Source organism: Bacteroidales bacterium (assembly GCA_014860575.1).
GTDB lineage: Bacteria > Bacteroidota > Bacteroidia > Bacteroidales > JAAYJT01 > JAAYJT01.
Genome location: JACZJK010000037.1, coordinates 31400 through 56028, shown reverse-complemented (window position 1 = coordinate 56028; position 24629 = coordinate 31400). Strand labels below are relative to the sequence as shown.

At 42.9% G+C, this 24629-nt stretch carries 16 protein-coding genes; 9 read left to right on the top strand and 7 right to left on the bottom strand.

Going from position 1 to position 24629, the window contains the following annotated elements; genetic code table 11:
* Positions 1-9 precede the first annotated feature (9 nt).
* Both IH597_10410 and IH597_10405 read right to left on the bottom strand, forming a co-directional pair.
* A complete protein-coding gene (locus IH597_10410) occupies positions 10-966 on the bottom strand; it encodes an energy transducer TonB (GenBank protein ID MBE0662867.1) in 957 nt (318 codons plus the stop codon).
* Positions 967-973: 7 nt separating this feature from the next.
* Positions 974-1423 carry a sigma-70 family RNA polymerase sigma factor gene (locus tag IH597_10405; protein MBE0662866.1) on the bottom strand — a complete coding sequence of 150 codons (450 nt, stop codon included), beginning with the start codon at positions 1421-1423 and terminating at the stop codon, positions 974-976.
* Between the two features lie 429 nt (positions 1424-1852).
* Between IH597_10405 and IH597_10400 the strand changes: the two genes are divergently transcribed.
* From IH597_10400 to purB, 8 genes are all read left to right on the top strand, one after another.
* Positions 1853-2515, top strand: coding sequence for an energy transducer TonB (locus IH597_10400; protein ID MBE0662865.1), 663 nt, complete (start codon positions 1853-1855; stop codon positions 2513-2515).
* A 229-nt stretch (positions 2516-2744) separates the two neighbouring features.
* Positions 2745-3863 (top strand): hypothetical protein, encoded by a 1119-nt coding sequence (locus IH597_10395; GenBank protein MBE0662864.1) that lies wholly within the window; start codon positions 2745-2747, stop codon positions 3861-3863.
* Positions 3864-3985: 122 nt separating this feature from the next.
* Positions 3986-5860: a protein kinase gene (locus IH597_10390; GenBank protein MBE0662863.1), complete on the top strand. Its 1875-nt coding sequence runs from the start codon at positions 3986-3988 to the stop codon at positions 5858-5860.
* A 306-nt stretch (positions 5861-6166) separates the two neighbouring features.
* Positions 6167-6346 (top strand): hypothetical protein, encoded by a 180-nt coding sequence (locus tag IH597_10385; GenBank protein ID MBE0662862.1) that lies wholly within the window; start codon positions 6167-6169, stop codon positions 6344-6346.
* Positions 6347-6373: 27 nt separating this feature from the next.
* Positions 6374-8725 carry a TonB-dependent receptor gene (locus tag IH597_10380; protein ID MBE0662861.1) on the top strand — a complete coding sequence of 784 codons (2352 nt, stop codon included), beginning with the start codon at positions 6374-6376 and terminating at the stop codon, positions 8723-8725.
* A gap of 15 nt (positions 8726-8740) precedes the next feature.
* The gene (locus tag IH597_10375; protein MBE0662860.1) at positions 8741-9649 is read left to right on the top strand and encodes a DUF4249 domain-containing protein; all 909 of its coding nucleotides are present in this window, start codon (positions 8741-8743) and stop codon (positions 9647-9649) included.
* Between the two features lie 110 nt (positions 9650-9759).
* Complete coding sequence (locus tag IH597_10370; GenBank protein ID MBE0662859.1) at positions 9760-9948, top strand: hypothetical protein; 189 nt, start codon at positions 9760-9762, stop codon at positions 9946-9948.
* A 107-nt stretch (positions 9949-10055) separates the two neighbouring features.
* Positions 10056-11402, top strand: a complete 1347-nt coding sequence (purB, locus tag IH597_10365; protein MBE0662858.1) for an adenylosuccinate lyase — start codon at positions 10056-10058, stop codon at positions 11400-11402.
* Between the two features lie 34 nt (positions 11403-11436).
* Here the strand turns inward: purB and IH597_10360 are convergent, their stop codons facing one another.
* Positions 11437-12024, bottom strand: coding sequence for a DUF2179 domain-containing protein (locus tag IH597_10360; GenBank protein MBE0662857.1), 588 nt, complete (start codon positions 12022-12024; stop codon positions 11437-11439).
* Between the two features lie 109 nt (positions 12025-12133).
* On the opposite strand from IH597_10360, the gene IH597_10355 reads away from it, so the two are divergent.
* Positions 12134-15409 (top strand): PD40 domain-containing protein, encoded by a 3276-nt coding sequence (locus IH597_10355; protein ID MBE0662856.1) that lies wholly within the window; start codon positions 12134-12136, stop codon positions 15407-15409.
* Positions 15410-15594: 185 nt separating this feature from the next.
* Here the strand turns inward: IH597_10355 and IH597_10350 are convergent, their stop codons facing one another.
* The 4 genes from IH597_10350 to rplL form a co-directional block, all read right to left on the bottom strand.
* Entirely contained in the window at positions 15595-15909 is a 315-nt protein-coding gene (locus tag IH597_10350) for a DUF3467 domain-containing protein (protein MBE0662855.1), read from the bottom strand.
* 43 nt (positions 15910-15952) lie between these two features.
* Positions 15953-20233, bottom strand: a complete 4281-nt coding sequence (gene rpoC, locus IH597_10345; GenBank protein ID MBE0662854.1) for a DNA-directed RNA polymerase subunit beta' — start codon at positions 20231-20233, stop codon at positions 15953-15955.
* A gap of 68 nt (positions 20234-20301) precedes the next feature.
* Positions 20302-24108 carry a DNA-directed RNA polymerase subunit beta gene (rpoB, locus tag IH597_10340; protein MBE0662853.1) on the bottom strand — a complete coding sequence of 1269 codons (3807 nt, stop codon included), beginning with the start codon at positions 24106-24108 and terminating at the stop codon, positions 20302-20304.
* A 126-nt stretch (positions 24109-24234) separates the two neighbouring features.
* Positions 24235-24612 carry a 50S ribosomal protein L7/L12 gene (gene rplL / locus IH597_10335; GenBank protein ID MBE0662852.1) on the bottom strand — a complete coding sequence of 126 codons (378 nt, stop codon included), beginning with the start codon at positions 24610-24612 and terminating at the stop codon, positions 24235-24237.
* Positions 24613-24629 lie beyond the last annotated feature (17 nt).

The following is a 24629-nucleotide window of genomic DNA, read 5'->3' as shown; positions in this document are numbered from 1 at the left end:
TTCCTAACTTTACTCCAGCGTAAATCTTACTGGCATCGTAATCTGAACATTCACAGGTTTTCCGCGCAGTTTGCCCGGAATCCATTGTGGCATATCACGAATTACTCGCATTGCCTCCTCATCAAGCGACCAATGCACACCAAGTAGGATACTGGCGCTGTCTACATTGCCATCATTACTAATAATAAAAGTTACGTAAACAGTCCCCTGGATTTTTTCTTGCTTTGCAGATTGCGGATATTTTAGATTCTGACTCAAAAACTTATGTAAGGCCTCCTGGCCGCCGGGAAACTGTGGTAATTCCTCTACCACGACAAACACTTCATTATCTTCAGCAACTTCAGCTTCCATAAAAGGCTCTGATGGCTGATACTCAATCACGATTTCTTCATCTGCATCAATGCTGATTTCATCATCAAACACGATCTCTTCATGAATAATATTAAACTCTGTAATTTGCGGTGCCGGGGGTGAAAGTGCCTGTATTTGCTTCTCAAGTTCTCTGATCTCGTTGGGTATTTCCGTTTGCAAAGAAGGATCACTTATTGGTCTTCGAAAAACAGAGAGGTGATCATATATCATGATTGCAGCCGTGAGCCATAGCGCTGAACCCAGCGTGAGCGCCACTGGAACAACTGCGGCAATGTTACGGAATGCTTTAAGATAGAATAGCATCCGCTTCGGAACAGCTTTGGTTTTCGGTTGGATTGTGTGTATTGGGTCTGATGGTTTACCAGTAATCAATAAATCAATTTGTTGTTGCAATAAACGATTGATTTCAAGAAAGTCGGGATTAGATTCAATGCCTCGTAAAGCAAGTCGGCATAACTCACAGTGCAGGAAGTGTGCGCTGGCTTGCTCCATTTCTGCTTCAGTGAGTTCCTGCTGTATGAAACCCATCATCCCGGATTCGCTGAGGCAACCCGAAGGAAGGAATGATCTTTCTATATTTTTGGTTTCAGTCATATCAATATTACTTTTTACCCTCTATGAACAGCTTCAGATTGCGTTTCCCGTTTTGTATATGGCTTTTAACCTCTGCCAGATTCAAACCAGTGAAGGAAGCAACTTCCTGATATGAATAAGATTCGAGGTAAAACAGCCTGATGCATTGCTGTTGATGCGTATTTAGCGCTGAAATTGAGTTTAGCAGTGTTTCTATTTTAGCATCCGTGTCATTATTATCATGATGCAATAAATGCTCATTTTCCATAAGTTGATCCGATAATTTTTCCATATCATCCATTAACACCAGACGTTTTGCAGATGACTGGCGTAACTGCATCAAACAATAGTTTTTGCTAACTGTGCTGATCCAGGCTTTAAAATTACTGACTTCGTGCCGGTTGACAGATTCAAAAAGCTGTTCAAAAATTCCCATAACCGCATCAGCCGCTTTTTCCTTATCATAAAGAAAGTGCATGCAAACTCCAAAAACAAGGTGAGAATAACGCTTGAATAGAATACCAATGGTCTCGCGATTGCCGCTCTTCCTATACTCACCCAGCAACTATTCATCCGAAAGAGAATGATATTCTGGCGCTTTATAGTTGTATTGCGACATGCGATGGGGATAAGAAAAATCCTACGCTAATTTATCAGCCTGCCTGATCAGGTAAGAATTCCGGGCAAACTTAAACGCTTTATGCATTCTAATAACTGCGTATTCCGGCAAATATTATTTTAATGTGGGGTTGGGGAAAACAAACTGAGCCTGCGAAATAACATATGCTGCTGATGGCTCTTACTAACGGTATTTTTTTCAAATTTTTATGGAATTATTGCTTTGTCTGCATCTTAACCGTAAGGTCTCACATTATATCGAACTTAAAACCCCAAAAAGATGAAAACTATGAAAACAAAGCAAGCAGGCGTAGAACGCTACCGACCGGTTTTTACCCAGATCGGCTACATCGTTGCACTCGGAATTACATTAATGGCTTTCGAATGGAAAACCTATGAAAAAGCCGTAAGCATTTCATTAGGCCCAAGCCGTACCATTGAAATTGAAGAGTTAGCACCTGTTACAATGCAGCCCAAACTACCACCACCACCCGTTGCAATTGCTCAGTTTACGCTGAACAACGATCCGGAGATTGATATACCCGATCTTTTTATTGACGCTGGCATTGATGACAATATACCAGTTGAACCATGGATCCCACCTGCTCTGACAGAAGACCTACCTGTAATTGATGATACGCCAAGAGTTTTTGTAGAGATCATGCCTACATTCCCTGGCGGAGAATCAGCAATGCGAAAGTTCTTAGGCGACCGTTTACGCTATCCCGAACAGGCAAAAGCTGCAGGAATTTCGGGCACAGTCTATTTATCGTTTGTTGTTGAAAGAAATGGCAACATCAGCCATGTAGAAATACTTCGCGGTGTAGAAGTAAGCTTGAACGAAGAGGCTATAAGGGTAATTAAATCCATGCCGGCATGGAGCCCGGGTATACAGGCAGGACGTCCGGTAAGGGTGAAATTTAATACGGGAATTAAATTTGTGCTGGAATAAGCATAAAGTGCATCCGGTATGAATTTGATTGATGCTGGCTTCGTTAATTATTCTCTTGCAAAGAGATAGTTGATTGCAGCTTTCATAAGGAATTTGTTCTCTGATTTTCAGGTTCATACTCAAATATTTGCCAAACATTCCGACTTCAAAGATTGCACAGTATTTATTTTAATGAAAATGGTTCTGATTACCGATAGCCAATTATATTTGCGCATGCAAATCCTGGCTTATGAAAATATTTTTATTGGCTTTATTAACACTAACTGCTTCCGGTAGTTTAAAGGCGCAGGCAACGGTTGCTGAAATGCAGCAATCAAACTGGCCTGTGGTTTTTGATGCAAACTGGCAAGTTGCAGAATTTCCCATTGCAGCGGCGTACTACAGGGAATTTAAACCGTTTGGCGATGCAAGTCCTGGAGGCGTAATCCGGGATTATTTTATTTCAGGAAGGCTGCAAATGGAAGGAACAACAAGTAGCACGGTAAGTTCAGCGTATCCCGATAATTTCGTAAAAGAAGGGGTATTTACCTGGTATTTTGAGAATGGCCAGATAGCAATTATCTCATTTTATCGCAATAATCAGCTCGAAGGGCAACGGACGGTGTATGGGGAGAATGGAGAATTACTGGAAGAAGCTATTTATCAGTCCGATAAGCTGAATGGGACATACAAATCGTACCACAAAAACGGAAAGCCCTGGTTCATCGCAGCGTATAAAAACGGACTTCTTGAAAACAATATTGCTACCGAGTTTACGGAAAGCGGAGAAAAGCGAACTGTGTATGTTGAGAACTTCAGTTCAAAAGTAAACACTTACAATTGGGAGTTGGGTGATTTTGAAAATTATAGCACTAGTATTGAACCATCGGTTGGCTTACAAATGACCAATAAAGATCAAAACCGGATGGCTCTATCCATCACAAAACCTGCCGTTCTTTCTGGAAAACCCTTCTCCTATTCATGCAGGGTTTCCTCGGTATCGGGGCTTAAAGGTGCTTATTACGGCTTGACCTTCGATTTTATTGATTGGAACAATTACAAGTATTACCTGATTTCTGATATAGGTGACTTTGCTATCGGACAATATGCAAACGGAACGAATAAATATATTGTATCGCCCACCCCGGTTGATGCAGTAAATGTGCTAAAACAGTTTGGTGGCTTTGCATATGATAATGTAAATGAACTCGAAATAGAAACCTCAGGTTCAACTACTTCTTTCAAGGTGAACAAAAAGCTTGTTCATAGCATGCAGGCTTTGTTTCAAGGCAATGGGCTATTTGGTCTTTACATGGAGTCTGGAGTGAAATCTGTGACGTTTAACCAGTTTATTATCAAATCGAAATAGGTTTCCGGCTTGAGGCACTTGGTTCATATTCCAAGTAACTACCGGCACTTCCTGACCATTATAATCTAAACCAATTGCTTAATTAACCCGGCACCATTAATAAAATGTAATTCGAGTACGCAATGATAGGCACCAAAATTTTTAATTACAGAATTACCCGCTTGATCGGCGAAGGGGGAATGGCCAGGGTTTATGAAGCCGTTCATGAAAAATTTGACAAGCGCAGCGTAGCTATTAAAATTCTTGATCCAATTTTAAACGCCAATGCCGATATCCGGCATCGCTTTGAAAATGAAGCAAGGATCATGGCTTCACTTGACCATCCTAATATCGTTAAAGTGCTGGACTACACGGATGATTCTGACAGATTAGCCATTGTGATGGAGTATCTCGAAGGCTCAACCTTGAGCGACTTTGTGAAGACAAACGGTGCTTTGTCACCAGAAACGGCCAGTTCTCTGATGCTCAGCATTCTTGATGCCTTCCAGTATGCTCATGACCACGGAATTATCCACCGCGATGTGAAGCCTTCCAATATTTTGCTTGATGATAAGCTGAGGCCTAAGATCATGGATTTTGGCATTGCCAAATTGCTCACTGATAATAGTTTGACCCGCACAGGAACACAAATGGGCACGCCAACCTATATGAGCCCCGAACAAGTTAGGGATGTGAAAGATATTGATCATCGCAGTGATATTTATTCGCTTGGTGTTACCTTGTACTTCATGATTACCGGGGCAGCACCATACAGTGCAGCTACTCTTTCAACTTTTGACATTTATACGAAGATTGTTCATGAACCACTTCCGGCGCTGACTTCAAACATTCAATTCAGCAGTGTTATTGCTAAAGCTACGGCAAAAGATCCAAAGGATCGTTTTAGCACATGCATGGAAATGGCTGATTCGCTTAAGCTTAGTCAGCGTACAGAATCGTCGCCTGTTATGAATCATGATGATGAGAAAACACTCATTTTAACCGATCAAATCCTTCCTCCCATTAGAAAAGAAACCATTACCAAGGCAAAGCCAACGCTAACAAAAGAAAAGAAGCTCGCTGCGGATAAACCTGTAAAGCCCAAACCCATCGCTAGCGATGAAAGCCAAAAAAAGTTTCCAATAAAAAAGCTCATACTTGCTGTTATCGCTGTTCTGTTGATTATTGCAGCATTTGCGATCTTCAAAACAGAAATTTTGAGTGGTGGTGGAAAGCTTTCCAATTCTATTGATTCCGTATCATATTCCTTCGGGGTAATGGAAGGTCAGTACCTTCAGCAGCGGTTTGATACGATCCACCTTCCTGCCTTAAAAAAAGGAATCATGCAAACCTCACGTTACACCAGCATAGAACCACCCGATCAAAATGTAATGTTCATGTATTCCAGTAATAACCTTAAGAATAACAATTACAATGAGAAAGGATGCGCAGATTTCTTTGCCAATTTTGGAGCACTCTTATTCAAAAACGTAAGTGGCGACATGATCCATGATTTAGAAGGCAAACTCTTTTATGCCGGGATAGAGGATGTAATTGCAGGGAAGGAGTTAAAGATCAGTTTTAACGATGCTGTCGAATATTCTAACTCATTTCCGGGAAGCAAATCAAAATTTGCATCATTTAAAAATTCTGGCGTTGAAAAACAATATTTCGCTGATCTTAAAAACCGGGCAGGAATGACACAGGCTTCAAACGGAGTATATTATGAAGTTATCAGAGATGGAAGCGGAGCATTCTCCCAGCACAACAACAGTGTCAGCCTCAGATACAATATTAAAAACCTGAATGGAGAGGTACTTCATGTTGGAGATGGAAGTTATTATACCATAAAATCACTGTTGCCAGCCTGGAGGGATGTGGTTCAGAAAATGAAAAAAGGATCATTCTTCAGAATACATGTTCCTTCAAAAGCCGCGTATGGCGTCATTGGTCTGGATAGCAGCATCAAACCCTACCAGACTCTTATTTGCGAAGTTGAGTTGCTAAATTTCAATTAACACGCAAAAAAAAGAATTTCAAGGTTGTTGGAATAATGCAAATTTTACACATTCAAAATACTGTAAATATTATAGTTCGCTGGTAGATGGGAGTCTGTTTTATCAGCAAAGTAGCAACGTGACGATACCTCAAACAGAGGCGATATTTTATAATCAATCCAAACAATCAATTCTCCAAATCGTTGTTATATCAGGCATTGAAACTTCAATTCAAGACATTCACTGGCATATAATTTGCTTTCACCGCTTTTTGATTGAGCTTTAACGTACCCATAGGTACTTTTGCCAAAACTTTAAAACCCAATCATGAGTCGAAGAATAACGATTATGAGCCTGCCGGCAATTGCCGGAATTATGATTGTACTGGCATACACTACAAATGCTGTGGATAAATCTGCCCGTTACCTTTTTCAAAACGATAATATAGTCTTTACAGGTTTTGGGGTGCTATTGCTGGTATTTTCTTTGATAACTAACAGATTCTAACTTTTAACACTACATTTCCTGAACCCAATGAAAACCTTTAACCTTATTTTACTTGCAATACTCTTACTCACTTCCCGATCAATTGCTGATGGCAATGAAGATGCTCTGGCTCCAAAACTTACAGTCAGCGGGACTATTAAAGATGGCGGTAGCGGCGAAATGCTTCTGGGTGCCACGGTTTACGTCAAAGAACTTCGGGTAGGAACCACATCAAATGCTTATGGATTTTACTCTGTGAGTATACCGGATGGGAAATATACCTTTGTTTATTCCTTTTTGGGTTACGAACCAGAAGAAATAAGCATTCAGCACAGTGCAAGCCAGACTATCCACATTGAACTAATGCCTCAGCAGAAGCAGTTGGAAGAAATAGTTATTACATCAACCCGGCCTGAAGACAATATTGTTAAGAATGAAATGAGCACCATTAGAATGGAAGCTAAAACCATCCAGCGCGTTCCTGCCCTGATGGGAGAAGTAGACGTAATAAAGGCAATCCAGTTGCTTCCGGGTGTTCAATCAGCCAGCGAAGGTTCTTCGGGGTTCAGTGTGAGGGGCGGTTCACCGGATCAAAACCTCATTTTACTCGACGAAGCCACTGTTTACAATGCCTCGCACTTACTTGGATTTTTCTCTGTTTTCAATAACGATGCCGTGAAAGATGTAACACTTTACAAAGGCGATATCCCGGCTTCGTCAGGCGGCAGGCTTGCCTCACTGCTTGATGTGCGGATGAAAGAAGGCAATGCAAAAAAATTCAGTGGAACCGGGGGAGTGGGAACTATTTCGAGCAGGCTCACACTTGAAGGTCCGATTGTAAATGAAAACACCACATTTATGCTTGCGGGTCGCAGAACCTATGCCGATATTTTCCTACCTTTTGCCCGCGACGAAGAAGTGCGCGATAACACTTTGTATTTCTATGATTTTAACGCCAAAGTAAACCATCGCTTCAACGATAACAACAGGGTTTTTGTAAGCGGTTATTTTGGGCGTGATATTTTTAAGAATGAGTTTGCCAGCATGGGTTTTGGTAACCGCACCATGACTGTGCGTTGGAACCATCTTTTCTCACCACGCCTTTTCTCAAATTTTACGCTGGTTCATAGCCAATACGATTATGAGATTGGTACCCCTTCCGGCCGACCCGATGCGTTTCTCTGGAAATCAAGCATGCAGGATCACAGCGTCAAGGCTGATTTTAATTTCTATGTTTCACCTGAATTCACTATCCGCTTTGGCGCATCCACCACATTTCATCTTTTCGATCCGGGAGCAGCCAAAGGGCTGGGTTCGGAAAGCCTGTTTACTGAATTTGTCGTGCCCCGGAATTATGCATTGCAACATGGTCTGTATGCTGCGGTTGAGCAAAACCTCGGCAGCAAACTCAGCGTGAAATATGGCTTTCGTTTCTCGGCATTCCAAAATACCGGAAAATCAACCGTGTACTTTTATGATGAAGAGTACATAAGATACGATTCAGCCAATTTTGCCAGCGGCGAGATTTACAATACTTTCAATGGCTTTGAACCCCGTATTGGTATAAATTATCTGCTAAATGAAGTTTCGTCAGTCAAAGCATCGTATTCCCGAACCAGGCAATACATTCATCTTGCCCAGAACTCTACAGCAGGAACACCACTTGACCTTTGGTTCGCATCAAGCCCGAATGTGAAACCCCAGATTGCCGATCAGTTTGCGATAGGGTATTTCAGGAATTTCAGCGAGAACACGATTGAAACTTCGGCAGAGGTGTATTATAAAAACATGCAGAACACAATTGATTTTAAGGATCATGCAGAGTTGCTGCTTAACAAGGAAATGGAAGGTGAACTGCGCTTTGGAAAATCCTGGGCTTATGGACTTGAACTAATGGTCAGGTTCAATGAGAACCGCCTGAACGGTTGGGTCAGCTATACTTATAGCGCGAGCCGCAGGCAGTTCGGTGAAATTAACGGCGGGAAAGAGTACTCTTCGCCTTACGATAAGCCGCATGATATTTCAGTAGTATTGAATTACGATTTAAGTCGCCGGATCGCATTCTCCACCAACTGGGTTTATTCAACCGGAGCGCCTGTAACGCTTCCAATCGGGAAAGCGCAATACGGAAATGCTTACATTCCGATTTACTCTGACCGCAATGCCTATCGCCTCCCCGATTATCACCGCCTCGATTTGTCAGTGATTCTCAGCAGCCGCGAAAAACCCGAAAGGAAATGGAGCAGCGAATGGAATTTCTCAGTGTATAATGCCTACGGCAGGAAAAATGTGTGGGCCATCAACTTTGTAAAGGATGAAGACAATCCGAATGAACTGCAAGCGCAGAAAACCTACCTATTTTCTTTTGTTCCGGCCATTACCTACAATTTCAAATTTTAAAACCCAATAGCTATCATGATATTTCTGAATATTTTCTCAAAGTCCCCCGAACGCGAAGAAAAAAGCCAGTGGAAGCGCATTTCCCTTCGGGCTTTCAGCAGATTTGTAGTTCCGGCTATCATTCTTGCCTCATGTACCGAACCCATGGACCTGGAATTGGATTCAACCTTCACACGCCTGGTGGTTGAAGGAGCAATCACGACAGACACCGGTTATCATCAGGTTCGTCTCAGTTCAACAACGGATTTTTATTACAATGAGATACCACCAGCAGTTAGTGGTGCCGATGTTAGGTTAAGTGATGGAAGCAATTTAATAGAACTCTCCGAGAACGATTTCGGTAGCGGCGTTTATGAAACACCTGCCAATTTTTTTGGCGAAGTTGGCAAAACCTATACATTGCTGATTGAGCTTGAAGAGGAAATAGGTGGACAAACCGCTTACACCGCTTCATGTTTATTGCGTCCAACTGCGGCGCCCGATTCAATTCAGATTGAATTTCAGCCAACATGGGGCGATGGCTTCTGGGAAATTAAATTGTATGCACAGGATCCGCCAAGCAGGGACTTCTATAAATTTTTAACATTTATCAACAACGTTCTTGTTACTGATTCGCTGCAGGAAATATTTGTGATTGACGACCGGCTTTTTAATGGCAATTACACAAATGGTATTGGCGTCAGCTATTTGAATGCGGCTTCGGAAGATAACAGGCTTAATACCGGAGATTTAGTCACCATTCTGATCGCAAATCTTACTAAAGAGCATGCAAATTTCATTCTTACGGCACGAACCGAGAACAGTTTTAACACTCCACTTTTCAGCGGGCCCCCAGCCAATGTGCAGGGCAATATTAGCAACGGAGCCATTGGTTTTTTTGCCGCCTATCAACCGCAGTATGTTTCAATGGTTTACCAGGAATAGTAGGCTTTTTAAGGTTTTTTAACACAACAATAAACAAGGGTTTGCGTTAATATTTTCTCTCTGGAGGTGGTTCTTTAATCATGTTGTTTTACCCTTAAAAACCTATAGCTATGCTTGAGTACACAAAAACTGTTTTACAGAAAGTAAGCTTCAACCGTGAGTTGTTCTCAAAGGAGTTGGGCAAGGCTTTTAAGTGGCTGCATAAAGAAGAATTGATCTTATTACAAGCCTGGTGTGTTGTCACATTCAGCGACACCTACCATGATGTGATAAGTGAAGCCTTTCGCAATTTAAGCTAATCTTTACTGATCTAATTATTGCAACCCCGTCAGGTTCTGAATCCGGCGGGGTTTTTTAGTGTTCTGAAGAATATCTTGTTAACTTTGTGCGTAAATAAACCATCACAATGGACGATTCTCCCCTGTACGCTATCTCCCCTGTTGACGGTCGTTACCGGAAGCAAACAGGTATTCTGGCTTCATACTTTTCTGAAGCCGCACTTATCCGGTACCGGGTCATGGTTGAAGTTGAATATTTTATTGCACTCTGCAATGCAGAAATACCACAACTCAAAAGTTTCAGCAAAAACAACATCGATTCCTTACGCAGCATTTACGAACGCTTCTCAACCGACGACACAATCCGAGTAAAGGAGATTGAAAAAACTACGAACCATGACGTGAAAGCGGTGGAATACTTTCTTAAAGAAAAATTTGATCAGGCCGGCTTATCGGAATTTAAAGAATTTATCCATTTTGGGCTGACTTCACAGGACATCAACAATACCGCCCAGCCTTATGCAATAAAAACCGCTCATGAATTGGTTCTCATGCCTTTAATTCAAGAAACGCTCAATAAAATCAGCAGCCGCGCTGAGGAGTGGAAAAACATACCAATGCTAGCGCGAACCCATGGCCAGCCGGCTTCACCAACACTTTTGGGGAAAGAATTCAGGGTTTTTGTTGAAAGGCTCGAAAACCAACTTGAAATGCTTAACAAGATTCCGTTTGCTGCTAAATTTGGAGGCGCTACCGGAAATTTTAATGCCCATTACGTTACTTACCCTGAAATTGACTGGCATGGTTTTGCTGATAGATTTATACAGCATTCCTTTGGGTTGAAACGCTTGCAAACTACCACCCAGATTGAGCATTACGATTACCTGGCCGCCTATTTTGATAATCTGAAACGCATCAATACGATACTGTTTGATTTTTGCCGTGATGTTTGGTCATACATTTCAATGGAGTATTTCAGGCAACGGATCAAAGAAAACGAAGTGGGTTCGTCAGCAATGCCGCACAAGGTAAACCCCATTGACTTTGAAAATGCCGAAGGTAATCTTGGGATTGCAAACGCCTTGTTCGGGCACCTTTCGTCGAAGCTTCCTGTTTCACGTCTGCAGCGTGATCTTACTGATAGCACGGTGATGCGCAACGTTGGCGTACCTGTTGCCCACACTGTGATTGCCTTGCGTTCAATTCAAAAAGGAATAGATAAACTGTTGCTCAATCAGAGCGTTCTGAACCGCGATCTCGAAAATAACTGGGCCGTGATAGCCGAAGCAATTCAAAGCATACTGCGTCGCGAAAATTATCCGAACCCTTACGAGGCTCTTAAGAACCTAACCCGGACCCACGAGGCTATCACCCGCGAATCCATGCACCGATTTATTGATTCACTCGAAATTTCAGAAATTATAAAAACCGAACTGAAGGTAATAACGCCTGGAAATTATTTCGGGAAAACCTGATGGCAATTGGATCATAAAAATCCTGTCTTCTAGTTTACTTCGCTTTTTTAGTGTGAAACCCAAACGATTGGAAAACCGATCGTGATGGAGCGCGATGTATTACTCCTTCATGCACGGCGCGTACATCTTCGATGGTGTAAAATGCATTGGGATTGTACTGGTGAATTATTGTAACAAAATTATCAATATCGCGTCTCTTGATTATTGAAAAAATAACTTTTACTGGTCCACGGCTTCCTTCGGCGTCAACAATGGTGAGGCCGAAATTTTGTTCCTGCAGGTACTTGATAAGCTCCGAAGTATCCAGCTTTGGAACAATGCGAACAATAACATTGCCCAGTGAAATTTTATTTTCAACAACAATACCAATGTAATTACCAATGGCAAATCCTAATCCATAAGCAATGTAAGTGAACCAATTGTCGAGGTGCTGGAATATCTGGCTAACGGCGAGCAGCCAAATGATGACTTCAAAAAAGCCAAGTACCGGAGCCAGCAGCCTGTATCCTTTTGAAAGAAAAATCAGGCGGACTGTACCGATTGTTTGGTCTGCAATGCGAGCCAGTATAATGAATAAGGGAAGAATAACCCATGAAAAAAGCCATGAATCAACTGAAAGCATGCTCAAGTCCATACAAGAATATAATTATGTTTAAGCCTGCAAAGGTACATCTTTAAAGGGTTTTTAGTATTTTTGAAATTATTTCAAGTTTTCAATTTAAACCGATATCATGAAAATTACAGCAAGTTTGATTAGTCTGTTGCTGGTCAGCATCAGCCTTTTGGCGCAGGATGAAGCCCGTTTGTTTCGTTTCCCGGCCATTCACAATAACCAGGTTGTTTTTACCTATGCCGGCGACCTGTACACAGTACAAACAGATGGCGGCATGGCCCGCAAACTTACCTCCGATCCGGGTTATGAGATGTTTCCAAAATTTTCACCAGATGGAAAATGGCTTGCCTTTACAGGGCAGTACGACGGAAATACTGAGGTATTTGTAATGCCGGCGCTAGGTGGCGAACCCAAAAGACTAACCTATACAGCCACCCTCGGACGTGATGATATCAGCGACCGTATGGGGCCAAATAACATTGTAATGGCCTGGACACCCGATAGCAAACACATTGTTTACCGTTCGCGTAAACAAACCTTCAACTCTTTTATCGGCCAGCTATTCAAGGTTTCTATTGAAGGAGGTTTGTCGGAAGAGTTGCCACTTTCATCCGGGGGTTTCTGCAGCTTCTCACCCGATGGCAGCAAACTTACTTTCAACAGAGTTTTCAGGGAGTTCAGAACCTGGAAATATTACAAAGGTGGTATGGCCGATGATGTTTGGATGTATGATTTTGAAACCGGGGAGAGCAAGCGTTTGTTCGAAAACCCATCTCAGGATATATTCCCTATGTGGCATGGGAATAAAGTCTATTTCCTTTCGAACCGTGACCGGATCATGAATCTGTTCGAATTTGATCTGGAAACAAATACTACCACCAAGCTTACAAACTACAGCGAATACGACATCAAATTCCCTTCACTGGGTGATGGCCGCATTGTTTATGAAAATGGCGGTTTCGTACATATTTTTGATCTTGCCACACGAACTTCACAAAAAATTAATATCCAAATCGCAGATGATTTCACATGGGCCAGAAACGAAATCAAAGATGCCACCGAATTCATTGGCTCCTCTACCCTATCGCCTGATGGTAGCAGGTTGTTATTATCGGCCCGTGGCGACATTTTTACCGTTCCGGCAAAAACTGGTTTGACCCGCAACCTCACACAATCAAGCTTTGCACATGACCGCGCACCAGCCTGGTCGCCGGATGGCAAATGGATAGCTTTCCTATCTGACCTGAATGGTGAATATGAAATTTACATCCAGAAACAAGACGGCAGCGAACCCCGCAAACAACTCACAACCGGTGCTGATACTTATAAGTTCAATATAAAGTGGTCGCCGGATAGCAAAAAGATTTTATGGAATGACAAGAAACTTCGTTTGCAATATATTGATATTGAAACCCAGGAAGTAGTACTTGTAGCCCAATCGGAAATCTGGGAATATAACAGCTTTGACTGGTCGCCTGACAGCCGCTGGATTGCCTACGTAGATGCGAAGCCTTATAATATGAATACAATTATTCTTTACGATACGCAAAGCAAAAGCAAAACTGACGTGACCGATACCTGGTATCCTTCCTTTCAACCAACTTTCAGTACCGACGGAAGATATCTTCTGTTTACATCCGCCAGGGATTTTAACCCAACTTATAGCCAAACTGAATGGAACCACTCATACAGCAACATGAGCCGGATTTATATGATCACACTTGCCAGTGAAACAGTTTCACCCTTTGCGCCTGAAAACGACGAAGTTAAAATTGCTTCAGACGAGAAAAAAACTGAGAACGCTGATGCGAAAACTGAGAAAAAAGGGTCGCAAAAGGATGAGCCCGCTAAGGAAGAAAGCGTTACAAAGGTGGATCTTGAAGGAATCAGTAACAGGGTTGTTGCTCTTCCTGTATCGCCTTCAAACTATTGGGGATTATGGGCAGGCAACGACAAGGTGTACTACATTGAAAATCCATCGGGTTCGCAGGGTCCGTACCTTAAAATGTTTGATCTGAAAGCAAAAAAGGAAACCGAACTGGCGAACAAGATGAGCTTTGAAATATCGGCTGATGGAAAGAAAATGCTGGTCAGAAAAGATAAACAATACGCGATAATAGATATTCCCTCTTCGAAAATCAATATTGACAAGAATATTGACCTGTCAAGTGTAAGGGTAAATGTGAACCTTAACGAAGAATGGGAACAAATTTACGTGGAGGTCTGGAGGCAGATGCGGGATTTCTTTTACGTTGAAAACATGCATGGCCTTGATTGGGAAGCCACACGCGACAAATATGCCGTTATGTTGCCCTATGTAAAAAATCGGCACGACCTGAATTATTTGATTGGAGAATTAATCGGCGAACTCAATGTTGGACATGCTTATATCAATGGTGGTGATTTGATCAAACCCAAACGCACGAATCTGGGATTACTCGGAGCTCAACTCAAGCGTCACGAATCCGGTTTTTACGAGGTTGAAAGAATCCTTGATGGCGCTAACTGGAGCGATAAATTACGCTCCCCTCTAAAAGAAATCGGAGTTGACGTTTCGGAAGGCGATTTTATTATTGCCGTCAACGGGCAGTTGACCAGCGAAATGACTGATATCTACGAATCATTGGTGGGTCAGGCCGGAAAGCAGGTTGAACTTACTGTAAACAAGCAACCTTCTGCTGAAGGAAGCAGGAAAGTAATTGTGCTTCCCATAAGAGATGAAGGGGATTTGTATTATTACAACTGGGTTCAGGAAAACATCAGAAAAGTGTCAGAATCCACCAATGGTGAAGTTGGCTACATACACATTCCGGATATGGGCCCGGATGGCCTCAACGAGTTTTCGAAGTATTTCTATCCACAGCTCAGCAAAAAAGCGCTGATTATTGATGATCGTGGAAACGGAGGCGGAAATGTTTCACCAATGATACTCGAACGCCTTCAACGTGAGGTTCAAAGATCAAACATGTCGCGTAATTCAAAACGCCCGGGTCATACTCCAGGCCAGATGATGCTGGGGCCAAAGGTGCTGCTTATCAATCAATATTCCGCTTCTGACGGCGATTTGTTTCCTTATGGATGGCGCAAATATGGATTGGGAAAGATTATCGGCGTGACCACCTGGGGAGGGGTTGTAGGTATTCGCGGCCCATTACCTTTTGTGGATGGCGCTGACTTGCGTAAACCTGAGTTTGCCAGTTATTCGGCTGATGAAAGTGAATGGATTATTGAAGGCCTCGGTGTTGAACCTGATATCTGGCTCGATAACGATCCGGCCAGGGAATATCAGGGCATTGACGACCAATTGAATAAAGCCATTGAAGTTATTCTTGAAGAACTGAAAGACTACCGGCCAATTCCTGAAATGCCACAAGCGCCTGATAAAAGCAGATAGCAAATATTACGAATCCCGCATGATTGACTATCCATATTGAAGCCTTTCATGTGGGATTTGTTACTTTCATTCATACTCAGAGTAGCATTTACTCGTCTTAGTTTCAACATTCACCGCTGCCAAAATAAAAATCCCCGCGAAGCATAACTGCAACGCAGGGAATATAACTTTAATGCACTAAGCAGTTAAGCCTGTGCTGTAGGAGCGCCAAGGCTGAAAGGCATGGTATCAGTTTCAGATTCCTTAATTGAACCATGCATAGACTCAAATTTTGAAATATTGTCTTTCAATGCTTTGAGTAAACGCTTGGCATGCTGAGGTGTTAGAATGATCCTGGCTTTTACTTTAGCCTTTGGAACCCCGGGCATCATTTTAACAAAATCAACAATAAATTCGGAATGAGAGTGAGTGATGATAGCCAAGTTGGAATAGATTCCTTCGGCAATCTCATCGCTGAGCTCAATATTAATCTGCTTGTTTTTCTGATTCTCTGTTGTCATAGTATATTTGTTTTTTGATTATCCAGAAAGGGTATAACTAAAGTTAATCACCTTTCGAGGCCATCAGTTGTTCGTATTCTTCAGTTGAACCAACTATTATCTGATCATAATCGCGCAAGCCGGTACCGGCAGGGATCAGGTGGCCAACAATAACATTCTCTTTCAAGCCGATGAGTTCATCCCTCTTTGCCATTACGGATGCTGATGTGAGCACCTTGGTGGTTTCCTGGAATGATGCTGCTGAAATCCAACTCTTGGTCTGAAGCGAAGCGCGGGTAATCCCCTGCAATACCTGTCGGCCTGTTGCAGGTTGCGCATCACGGGCTTCAACCAGTTTTTTATCGCGACGCTTGAGCAATGAATTTTCATCGCGCAGTTTACGCGCACTCAAAATCTGACCTGGAATATAATTGGTGGAATCAGCGGAATCAACCACGACTTTCTTACCGAAAATCCAGTCATTTTCTTCGTGGAAATCAGTTTTGTTAACCAATTCGCCTTCAAGGAACTTGGTATCTCCCGGATCTTCAACTTCAACTTTACGCATCATCTGGCGAACAATCACCTCAAAATGTTTGTCGTTGATTTTTACACCCTGTAAACGATAAACTTCCTGAACTTCATTCACGATGTACTCCTGGACCTTCATTGGGCCTTTGATAGCAAGGATATCGGCGGGTGTTGTAGCGCCGTCAGACAGAGGTGTTCCAGCCTTGACGTAGTCATTCTCCTGGGCAAGAATTTGCTTGGTTGTTGCAACCAGGTAACTTTTTTCCTCACCAGATTTGGAAGTGATGATCACTTCCCTGTTTCCACGCTTCAGTTTTTTGCCGAATGAAACAACGCCATCAATTTCAGAAACCACTGCCGGGTCAGAAGGATTACGTGCCTCGAACAGTTCGGTAACCCTAGGCAAACCACCAGTGATATCGCCCATTTTTCCAATCGCTCTAGGTATTTTAACCAGGATTTCGCCTGCTTTGATGATGTGCCCTTCTTCTACGATTATGTGCGATCCCACAGGAATATCGTACGATTTGATCACCATGTTATCGTCCGACATAATCTTCATCGAAGGATTTTTGGTCTTCTGCCTTGTCTCGATAATTACTTTATCGTGATAGCCGGTTTGTTCGTCAGATTCCACCTTGAAGGTTATACCTTCAAGGATATTTTCATAAGCAATCTTTCCTGAAGCTTCAGACAGGATTACTGCATTGTAGGGATCCCATTCAGCAATTAACTGGCCTTTAGTAACTTCAGCACCGCTTTTGAAATATAATTTCGATCCGTAAGGAATATGGGATGATGTGAGTGCGATGTTTGTATTTTTATCAACAATTCGCATTTCAGCTGAACGCCCGATTACCATATCATAAGCGCGGCCATCGGCTGCCTGATATTCAACATAACGCAGTTCATCTATTTCAATGACTCCATCAAACTTGGCAAGCACTTTAGAGGCAATGGCAATGCTTGAAGCAGTACCACCCACGTGGAATGTACGCAAGGTAAGCTGTGTTCCTGGCTCACCGATTGATTGTGCCGCAATAACACCAACTGCTTCACCTTTCTGAACCATTGCTCCAGTCGAAAGGTTTCGTCCGTAACATTTGGCACACACACCCTGTTTTGATTCGCAGGTTAATACCGAGCGGATTTCAACGGTTTCGATGGGCGAATTTTCAATAACGCTACAAATGCTTTCTGTAAGTTCTTCGCCAGCGCCAATGATCAGTTCGTTGGTCTGCGGATGATGCACATCATGCAGGGTAACACGGCCAAGGATACGATCGAAGAGTGTTTCAACAACTTCTTCGCTTTTTTTCAGGGATGTGACCATCAAGCCCCTTAAGGTTCCGCAGTCTTCTTCTGAAATAATTACATCCTGGGCAACATCAACCAAACGGCGAGTGAGATAACCGGCATCGGCAGTCTTAAGAGCTGTATCAGCCAAACCTTTACGTGCACCGTGCGTAGAAATGAAGTATTCAAGAACGGATAAGCCTTCCTTGAAGTTCGACAGAATAGGATTCTCAATAATTTCGCCACCTGTTGCTCCTGATTTTTGTGGCTTGGCCATCAAACCACGCATACCCGACAACTGACGTATCTGTTCTTTTGAACCACGGGCGCCTGAATCGAGCATCATGTAAACCGGGTTGAACCCTTGTTTATCTTTCGTCAGCTTCTCCATCAGTGTGGTGGTAAGGTGCGAATTGGTATGTGTCCAGATATCAATAATCTGATTATACCTCTCATTGTTGGTGATGAATCCCATATTATAGTTCATCAACACTTCTTCAACCTCCAGGTTGGCTTCTTCAATCAATTTAGTCTTGACTTCCGGAACAATAACATCACCCAGGTTAAATGATAATCCACCTTTGAAGGCCATCGTAAATCCCATGTCCTTGATATCATCGAGGAATTTGGCAGCTTTAGCGTTGCCTGTTTTCTTAAGGATATCACCGATAATGTCCCTGAGCGCTTTTTTAGTAAGCAACTGATTGATATAACCATATTCTTTGGGAACCACCTGATTAAACAAAACGCGGCCAACAGTAGTTTCTATTATCTTCTGCACATAGGTTCCATTTTCAGGAACTTCAATTCTCACTTTTATATAGGCGTGCAAATCAACAATACGTTCGTTGTAAGCAATGATTACCTCTTCAGGAGAATAGAAAGTCATGCCTTCACCTTTCACTAAATGTTCGGGTGAGTTGTAACGGCCTTTGGTAATATAGTAAAGACCCAAAACCATGTCCTGCGATGGAACGGTAATAGGTGCGCCATTGGCTGGGTTCAAAATATTGTGCGAAGCCAGCATTAAGATCTGGGCTTCAAGAATAGCAGCATTGCCAAGTGGAACGTGAACAGCCATCTGGTCACCGTCGAAGTCGGCATTGAAAGCAGTACAAACCAGCGGGTGCAACTGAATGGCTTTCCCTTCAATAAGTTTCGGCTGGAAAGCCTGGATGCCTAAGCGGTGAAGCGTTGGTGCACGGTTAAGAAGAACCGGGTGACCTTTAAGGATACTCTCGAGAATGTCCCATACTACCGGGTCTTTGCGATCAACAATTTTCTTGGCCGATTTTACGGTTTTAACGATGCCGCGTTCAAGAAGCTTGCGGATGATGAAAGGTTTATAAAGCTCAGAAGCCATTTCCTTTGGCAAACCACATTCATAGAGCTTCAGTTCCGGTCCGACCACAATAACCGAACGGCCTGAGTAGTCAACACGCTTTCCGAGAAGGTTCTGACGAAAACGACCTTGTTTACCTTTCAAGCTATCGCTCAACGATTTGAGTGCCCGGTTCGATTCAGTTTTAACTGAACTGGCTTTTCTTGAATTATCGAACAAAGAATCAACAGCTTCCTGGAGCATGCGTTTTTCATTACGCATAATCACATCGGGTGCTTTGATCTCAATAAGCCTTTTGAGGCGATTGTTACGAATAATTACACGACGGTACAAGTCGTTTAGATCGGAAGTGGCAAAACGGCCACCATCCAAAGGTACGAGAGGACGCAATTCGGGTGGGATCACCGGAACTACTTTTACAATCATCCATTCAGGCCTGTTTTCTATGCGTTTCTGCCCATCGCGGAAAGCCTCAAAAACCTGCAGGCGCTTAAGGATATCCTGCTTGCGTTGCTGTGAAGTTTCTTTATTGGCGCGGTCGCGAAGTTCAAAAGATTCTTTGTCGAGGTCGAGCCTGGCTAATAAATCGTGCAATGCTTCAGCGCCCATTTTCGCGATAAACTTTTCAGGATCGCTATCATCGAGATACTGGTTGTCTTTTGGAAGCGTGTCAAGTACATCAAAATATTCTTCTTCCGAGAGAAAATCAAGATATTGGATTCCATCGTGGCGTTTCACACCTGCATTGATAATCACGTACTTTTCATAGTAAATGATTGCTTCAATCTTCTTGGTGGTAAGTCCAAGTAAGGCGCCAATTTTATTTGGCAAAGACCTGAAAAACCAGATGTGCGCTACCGGCACAACCAATTGAATATGCCCCATACGTTCGCGGCGAACCTTCTTCTCAGTAACTTCAACACCACAACGATCGCAAACAATGCCTTTATAACGGATGCGTTTGTATTTTCCGCAATGGCATTCCCAATCCTTTACAGGTCCGAAAATCCGTTCGCAGAAAAGTCCGTCGCGTTCGGGTTTGTAAGTCCTGTAATTAATGGTTTCGGGCTTAAGTACTTCTCCGCTCGAACGTTCAAGAATATGTTCAGGCGATGTGAGGCTTATAGTGATACTTGAAAAAACGCTGCCTACGGGATTATCTTTTCTAAATGCCATTTGATTATATTAAATATCCAAATTTTAACTATTATATAAAAATCCACATTGACTTTACCTTGGGGGATCTAGTCAAAGGTTACATCGAGGCAAAGGCCTCTGAGTTCATGGATCAAAACGTTGAACGATTCAGGAATTCCTGGTGTAGGCATGTTCTGGCCTTTCACAATTGACTCATATGCCTTGGCCCTGCCCATTACATCGTCAGATTTTACGGTAAGAACCTCCTGAAGAATGTTAGCGGCGCCGAAAGCTTCAAGCGCCCAAACTTCCATTTCTCCAAAACGCTGACCACCAAACTGTGCCTTACCACCCAATGGTTGCTGGGTAATAAGTGAATATGGGCCAATTGAACGGGCGTGCATTTTATCGTCAACCATGTGGTGTAGCTTCATCATGTAGATGTAGCCAACGGTTGCAGGCTGGTCAAAGCGCTCACCGGTTCCACCATCGAAAAGAAAAACCTGACCGTTTTCAGGCAAGTTTGCATCTCGGAGGTATTGGTTGATTTGTTCAATCTTGCCACCATCAAAAATCGGTGAAGCAAAATGCAAACCTAACTTAGAAGCTGCCCAACCAAGGATGGTTTCATAAATCTGCCCGAGGTTCATACGCGAAGGCACACCAAGAGGATTCAAAACAATATCAACGGGAGTTCCGTCTTCGAGGAAAGGCATATCTTCATCACGAACAATCCGTGCAACAATGCCCTTGTTTCCATGACGGCCGGCCATTTTATCGCCAACAGTAAGTTTACGTTTTTTTGCTACATAAACCTTCGCCATTTGCACAATACCGTTGGGAAGTTCATCACCAACTGTGGCAACGAATTTCTTGCGGTTGTATACGCCTAGAATCTCCTTGTAATGAATCACATAATTATTGATCATTTCCTTGATCATGTCATTCTTATCCTTATCGGTTGTCCACCGGTTCGGATTAATGTTGTTATAATCAAGGCCCATAAGTAATTTATGGGTGAACTTGGTTTTTTTGGGGATCACAACTTCCCTGAAGTTATTGGAAACTCCCTGGGAGGTTTTCCCGTTCAGAATAACGGTTAACTTATCAACCAGCTTGGTTTTTAAATCATTAACGTTACGGGTGTATTCATCGTCAAGTACTTTGACAACGTCTTTATCTTTGACTTTTGATTTTTTATCTTTAAATACCCTTGAGAAAAGTTTCTTTTCGACAACCACACCACGCATGGATGGAGGTGCTTTTAGTGAGGCGTCTTTCACATCGCCGGCTTTATCGCCAAAGATCGCGCGTAAAAGCTTTTCTTCCGGAGTTGGATCGCTTTCTCCTTTAGGAGTAATCTTGCCAATGAGGATATCTCCTTCTTTTACTTCAGCTCCTATTCGGATCAAACCATTCTCGTCCAGATCTTTTGTTGCTTCGGCACTCACATTTGGAATGTCGTTGGTTAGTTCTTCAACACCACGTTTTGTGTCGCGTACTTCCAGAACAAACTCTTCGATGTGAACCGAGGTAAAGATATCTTCCCTGACAATGCGTTCGGAAATAACTATGGCATCTTCAAAGTTATAGCCTTTCCAGGGCATGAAGGCAACCATGAGATTACGACCCAAAGCAAGTTCGCCGTTTTGAGTGGCGTAGCCCTCGCAGAGCACTTGTCCCTTGATAACTTTAGTTCCTTTTTGAACCGTAGGCCTAAGGTTAATACAGGTATTCTGGTTTGTTCTTGCAAATTTGGTTAGCTGATATCGTTTTACATCATCATCGAAACTAACAAGGCGTTCATTTTCATCGCGTGTATAACGGATCACAATTTCCTTTGCATCCACGTATTCTACAATACCTGTGCCTTCGGCATGGAGCAGCACCCGCGAATCGCGGGCAACAGCTTCCTCAATACCTGTTCCAACAAGCGGAACTTCAGGGTTCAGGAGCGGAACTGCCTGACGCATCATATTCGATCCCATCAATGCACGATTCGCATCATCATGCTCCAGGAATGGAATGAGTGATGCCGCAATAGAAGCAATCTGATTGGGTGCCACATCAATAAGGTGCAACTTTGTGCGATCCACAATAGGATAATCGGCAAGGTACCTTACTTTAACATTTTCGTCGGCAATGTGTCCGTTGTCAGCAATCGGAGTGCTGGCCTGCGCAATAATTTTATTTTCTTCTTCTTCGGCACTCAGATAAGTTGGGGCTTCTTTTAGCATTACTTCACCTTCAACAACACGTTGGTAAGGTGTTTCAATAAATCCCATCCGGTTGATCTTTGCGAATACGCAAAGCGAAGAGATCAGACCAATATTTGGTCCTTCAGGTGTTTCAATCGTACAAAGTCGGCCATAGTGGGTATAATGAACGTCGCGCACTTCAAAACCGGCGCGCTCACGCGACAAACCACCTGGGCCTAAGGCAGATACCCTGCGTTTATGTGTTAGCTCCGACAATGGATTTGTTTGATCCATGAATTGTGAGAGCTGGTTGGTTCCAAAAAATGAGTTGATAACCGACGATAATGTTTTGGCATTGATCAGGTCGGTGGGTGTGAACACCTCATTGTCACGTACATTCATGCGCTCCCTTATGGTTCGCGCCATACGTGCGAGCCCAACGCCAAACTGGTTGTACAATTGCTCTCCAACAGTACGAACGCGGCGGTTGCTGAGGTGGTCAATGTCATCTACTTCAGTACGGTCGTTAATCAACCCGATCAGATACCTGATAATGGAAATGATATCTTCCTTGGTCAGGACGCGCGTTTCAACGGGTATATCAAGTTTAAGCTTTTTATTGATCCGGTAACGTCCAACTTCTCCAAGGTCGTAGCGTTTGTCTGAGAAAAAGAGTTTCTCGATTATTCCGCGCGCTGTTTCCTCATCAGGAGGCTCGGCATTACGAAGCAGACGATAAATAAACTCAACGGCTTCCTTCTCTGAGTTGGCCGTATCTTTTTGCATGGTATTGAATATGATGGAGTAATCCTGCACATTCGCGCCTTCCTTGTGAATAAGGATTGCTTTCGCGCCCGATTCAACAATCATATCAATATGACTGTTCTCCAGGACAGTTTCACGGTCAATGATAACCTCAGTCCTTTCAATTGATACAACCTCGCCGGTATCTTCATCAACAAAGTCTTCGATCCAGGTTTTAAGTACCCTGGCAGCCAGGCGGCTTCCAACAGCTTTTTTAACTGCTGTTTTGCTTACTTTAATTTCTTCGGCCAGACCGAAGATTTCAAGAATGTCCCTGTCGCTCTCGTAGCCAATGGCCCGAAGCAGGGTTGTGACCGGCAATTTCTTCTTACGGTCAATGTATGCGTACATCACGTTATTGATGTCTGTCGTAAATTCCATCCACGATCCTTTGAACGGGATGATACGTGCAGAATACAATTGTTGTCCGTTGGCATGAAATGAAGTACCGAAAAAGACACCAGGCGAGCGGTGCAATTGAGAAACCACAACGCGTTCAGCGCCATTAACGATAAAAGTGCCCCTTGGAGTCATGTAAGGGATCATGCCAAGATAAACATCCTGGATAATGGTTTCGAAATCCTCGTGTTCGGGATCAGTACAGTATAGTTTGAGTTTGGCCTTTAGTGGAACGCTGTATGTAAGGCCTCTTTCGATACATTCTTCGATTGAGTAGCGGGGTGGGTCAATAAAATAGTCCAGAAATTCGAGGACGAAATTGTTGCGCGCATCTGAGATTGGAAAGTTTTCACTAAAAACTTTAAAAAGGCCTTCATTTACCCGGTTTTCAGGATTGGTTTCCAACTGAAAAAAATCCTGGAAGGATTTAAGTTGGATATCAAGAAAGTCAGGATATTCGGCCTTAATCTGAGCAGATGCAAAACTAATTCTGTTTGATTTTACTAGTACCAAGGTTGATTGAATTTTAAGTTTGCAGCTAAATAATTTGTAAAGACGACCCGCATTGAGAATAGGTCAAAATAGACCACTCAACCTCCGGGAGGTTGATGTGGTCTATTTGTATAATCGGTGTTGAAGCTATTTAACTTCAACTTCAGCGCCAGCTTCTTCGAGCTGTTTTACCAGTGCGTCAGCTTCGTCCTTGGAGATACCTTCTTTAATTGCTTTAGGAGCGGCATCTACCAATTCTTTAGCTTCTTTCAGGCCAAGGCTGGTGAGTTCTTTAACTAATTTTACCACGGCCAATTTTGATTGTCCGGGGTGTTTGAGGATTACATCAAACTGGGTTTGTTCTTCAACCACTGGAGCGGCATCAGCGGCACCGCCTGCCATCATAACAGGAGCAGCTGCTGCTGGTTCAATTCCGTATTCGTCTTTCAGAATTTTAGCCAATTCATTGACTTCTTTTACTGTAAGGTTTACCAGTTGTTCTGCGAAAGCTTTCAAATCTGCCATTTTATTTGAGTTGTTTA

Excerpts from the sequence above, each read along its gene's own strand:
- IH597_10350 (MBE0662855.1), bottom strand. The coding sequence starts at position 15,909 with ATGACAACAGAGAATCAGAAAAACAAGCAGATTAATATTGAGCTCAGC.
- IH597_10410 (MBE0662867.1), bottom strand. The coding sequence starts at position 966 with ATGACTGAAACCAAAAATATAGAAAGATCATTCCTTCCTTCGGGTTGC.
- IH597_10385 (MBE0662862.1), top strand. The coding sequence starts at position 6,167 with ATGAGTCGAAGAATAACGATTATGAGCCTGCCGGCAATTGCCGGAATT.
- IH597_10390 (MBE0662863.1), top strand. The coding sequence starts at position 3,986 with ATGATAGGCACCAAAATTTTTAATTACAGAATTACCCGCTTGATCGGC.
- IH597_10355 (MBE0662856.1), top strand. The coding sequence starts at position 12,134 with ATGAAAATTACAGCAAGTTTGATTAGTCTGTTGCTGGTCAGCATCAGC.
- IH597_10400 (MBE0662865.1), top strand. The coding sequence starts at position 1,853 with ATGAAAACAAAGCAAGCAGGCGTAGAACGCTACCGACCGGTTTTTACC.
- IH597_10380 (MBE0662861.1), top strand. The coding sequence starts at position 6,374 with ATGAAAACCTTTAACCTTATTTTACTTGCAATACTCTTACTCACTTCC.
- IH597_10370 (MBE0662859.1), top strand. The coding sequence starts at position 9,760 with ATGCTTGAGTACACAAAAACTGTTTTACAGAAAGTAAGCTTCAACCGT.
- IH597_10375 (MBE0662860.1), top strand. The coding sequence starts at position 8,741 with ATGATATTTCTGAATATTTTCTCAAAGTCCCCCGAACGCGAAGAAAAA.
- purB (MBE0662858.1), top strand. The coding sequence starts at position 10,056 with ATGGACGATTCTCCCCTGTACGCTATCTCCCCTGTTGACGGTCGTTAC.
- rpoC (MBE0662854.1), bottom strand. The coding sequence starts at position 20,233 with ATGGCATTTAGAAAAGATAATCCCGTAGGCAGCGTTTTTTCAAGTATC.
- rplL (MBE0662852.1), bottom strand. The coding sequence starts at position 24,612 with ATGGCAGATTTGAAAGCTTTCGCAGAACAACTGGTAAACCTTACAGTA.
- IH597_10360 (MBE0662857.1), bottom strand. The coding sequence starts at position 12,024 with ATGCTTTCAGTTGATTCATGGCTTTTTTCATGGGTTATTCTTCCCTTA.
- IH597_10405 (MBE0662866.1), bottom strand. The coding sequence starts at position 1,423 with ATGCACTTTCTTTATGATAAGGAAAAAGCGGCTGATGCGGTTATGGGA.
- IH597_10395 (MBE0662864.1), top strand. The coding sequence starts at position 2,745 with ATGAAAATATTTTTATTGGCTTTATTAACACTAACTGCTTCCGGTAGT.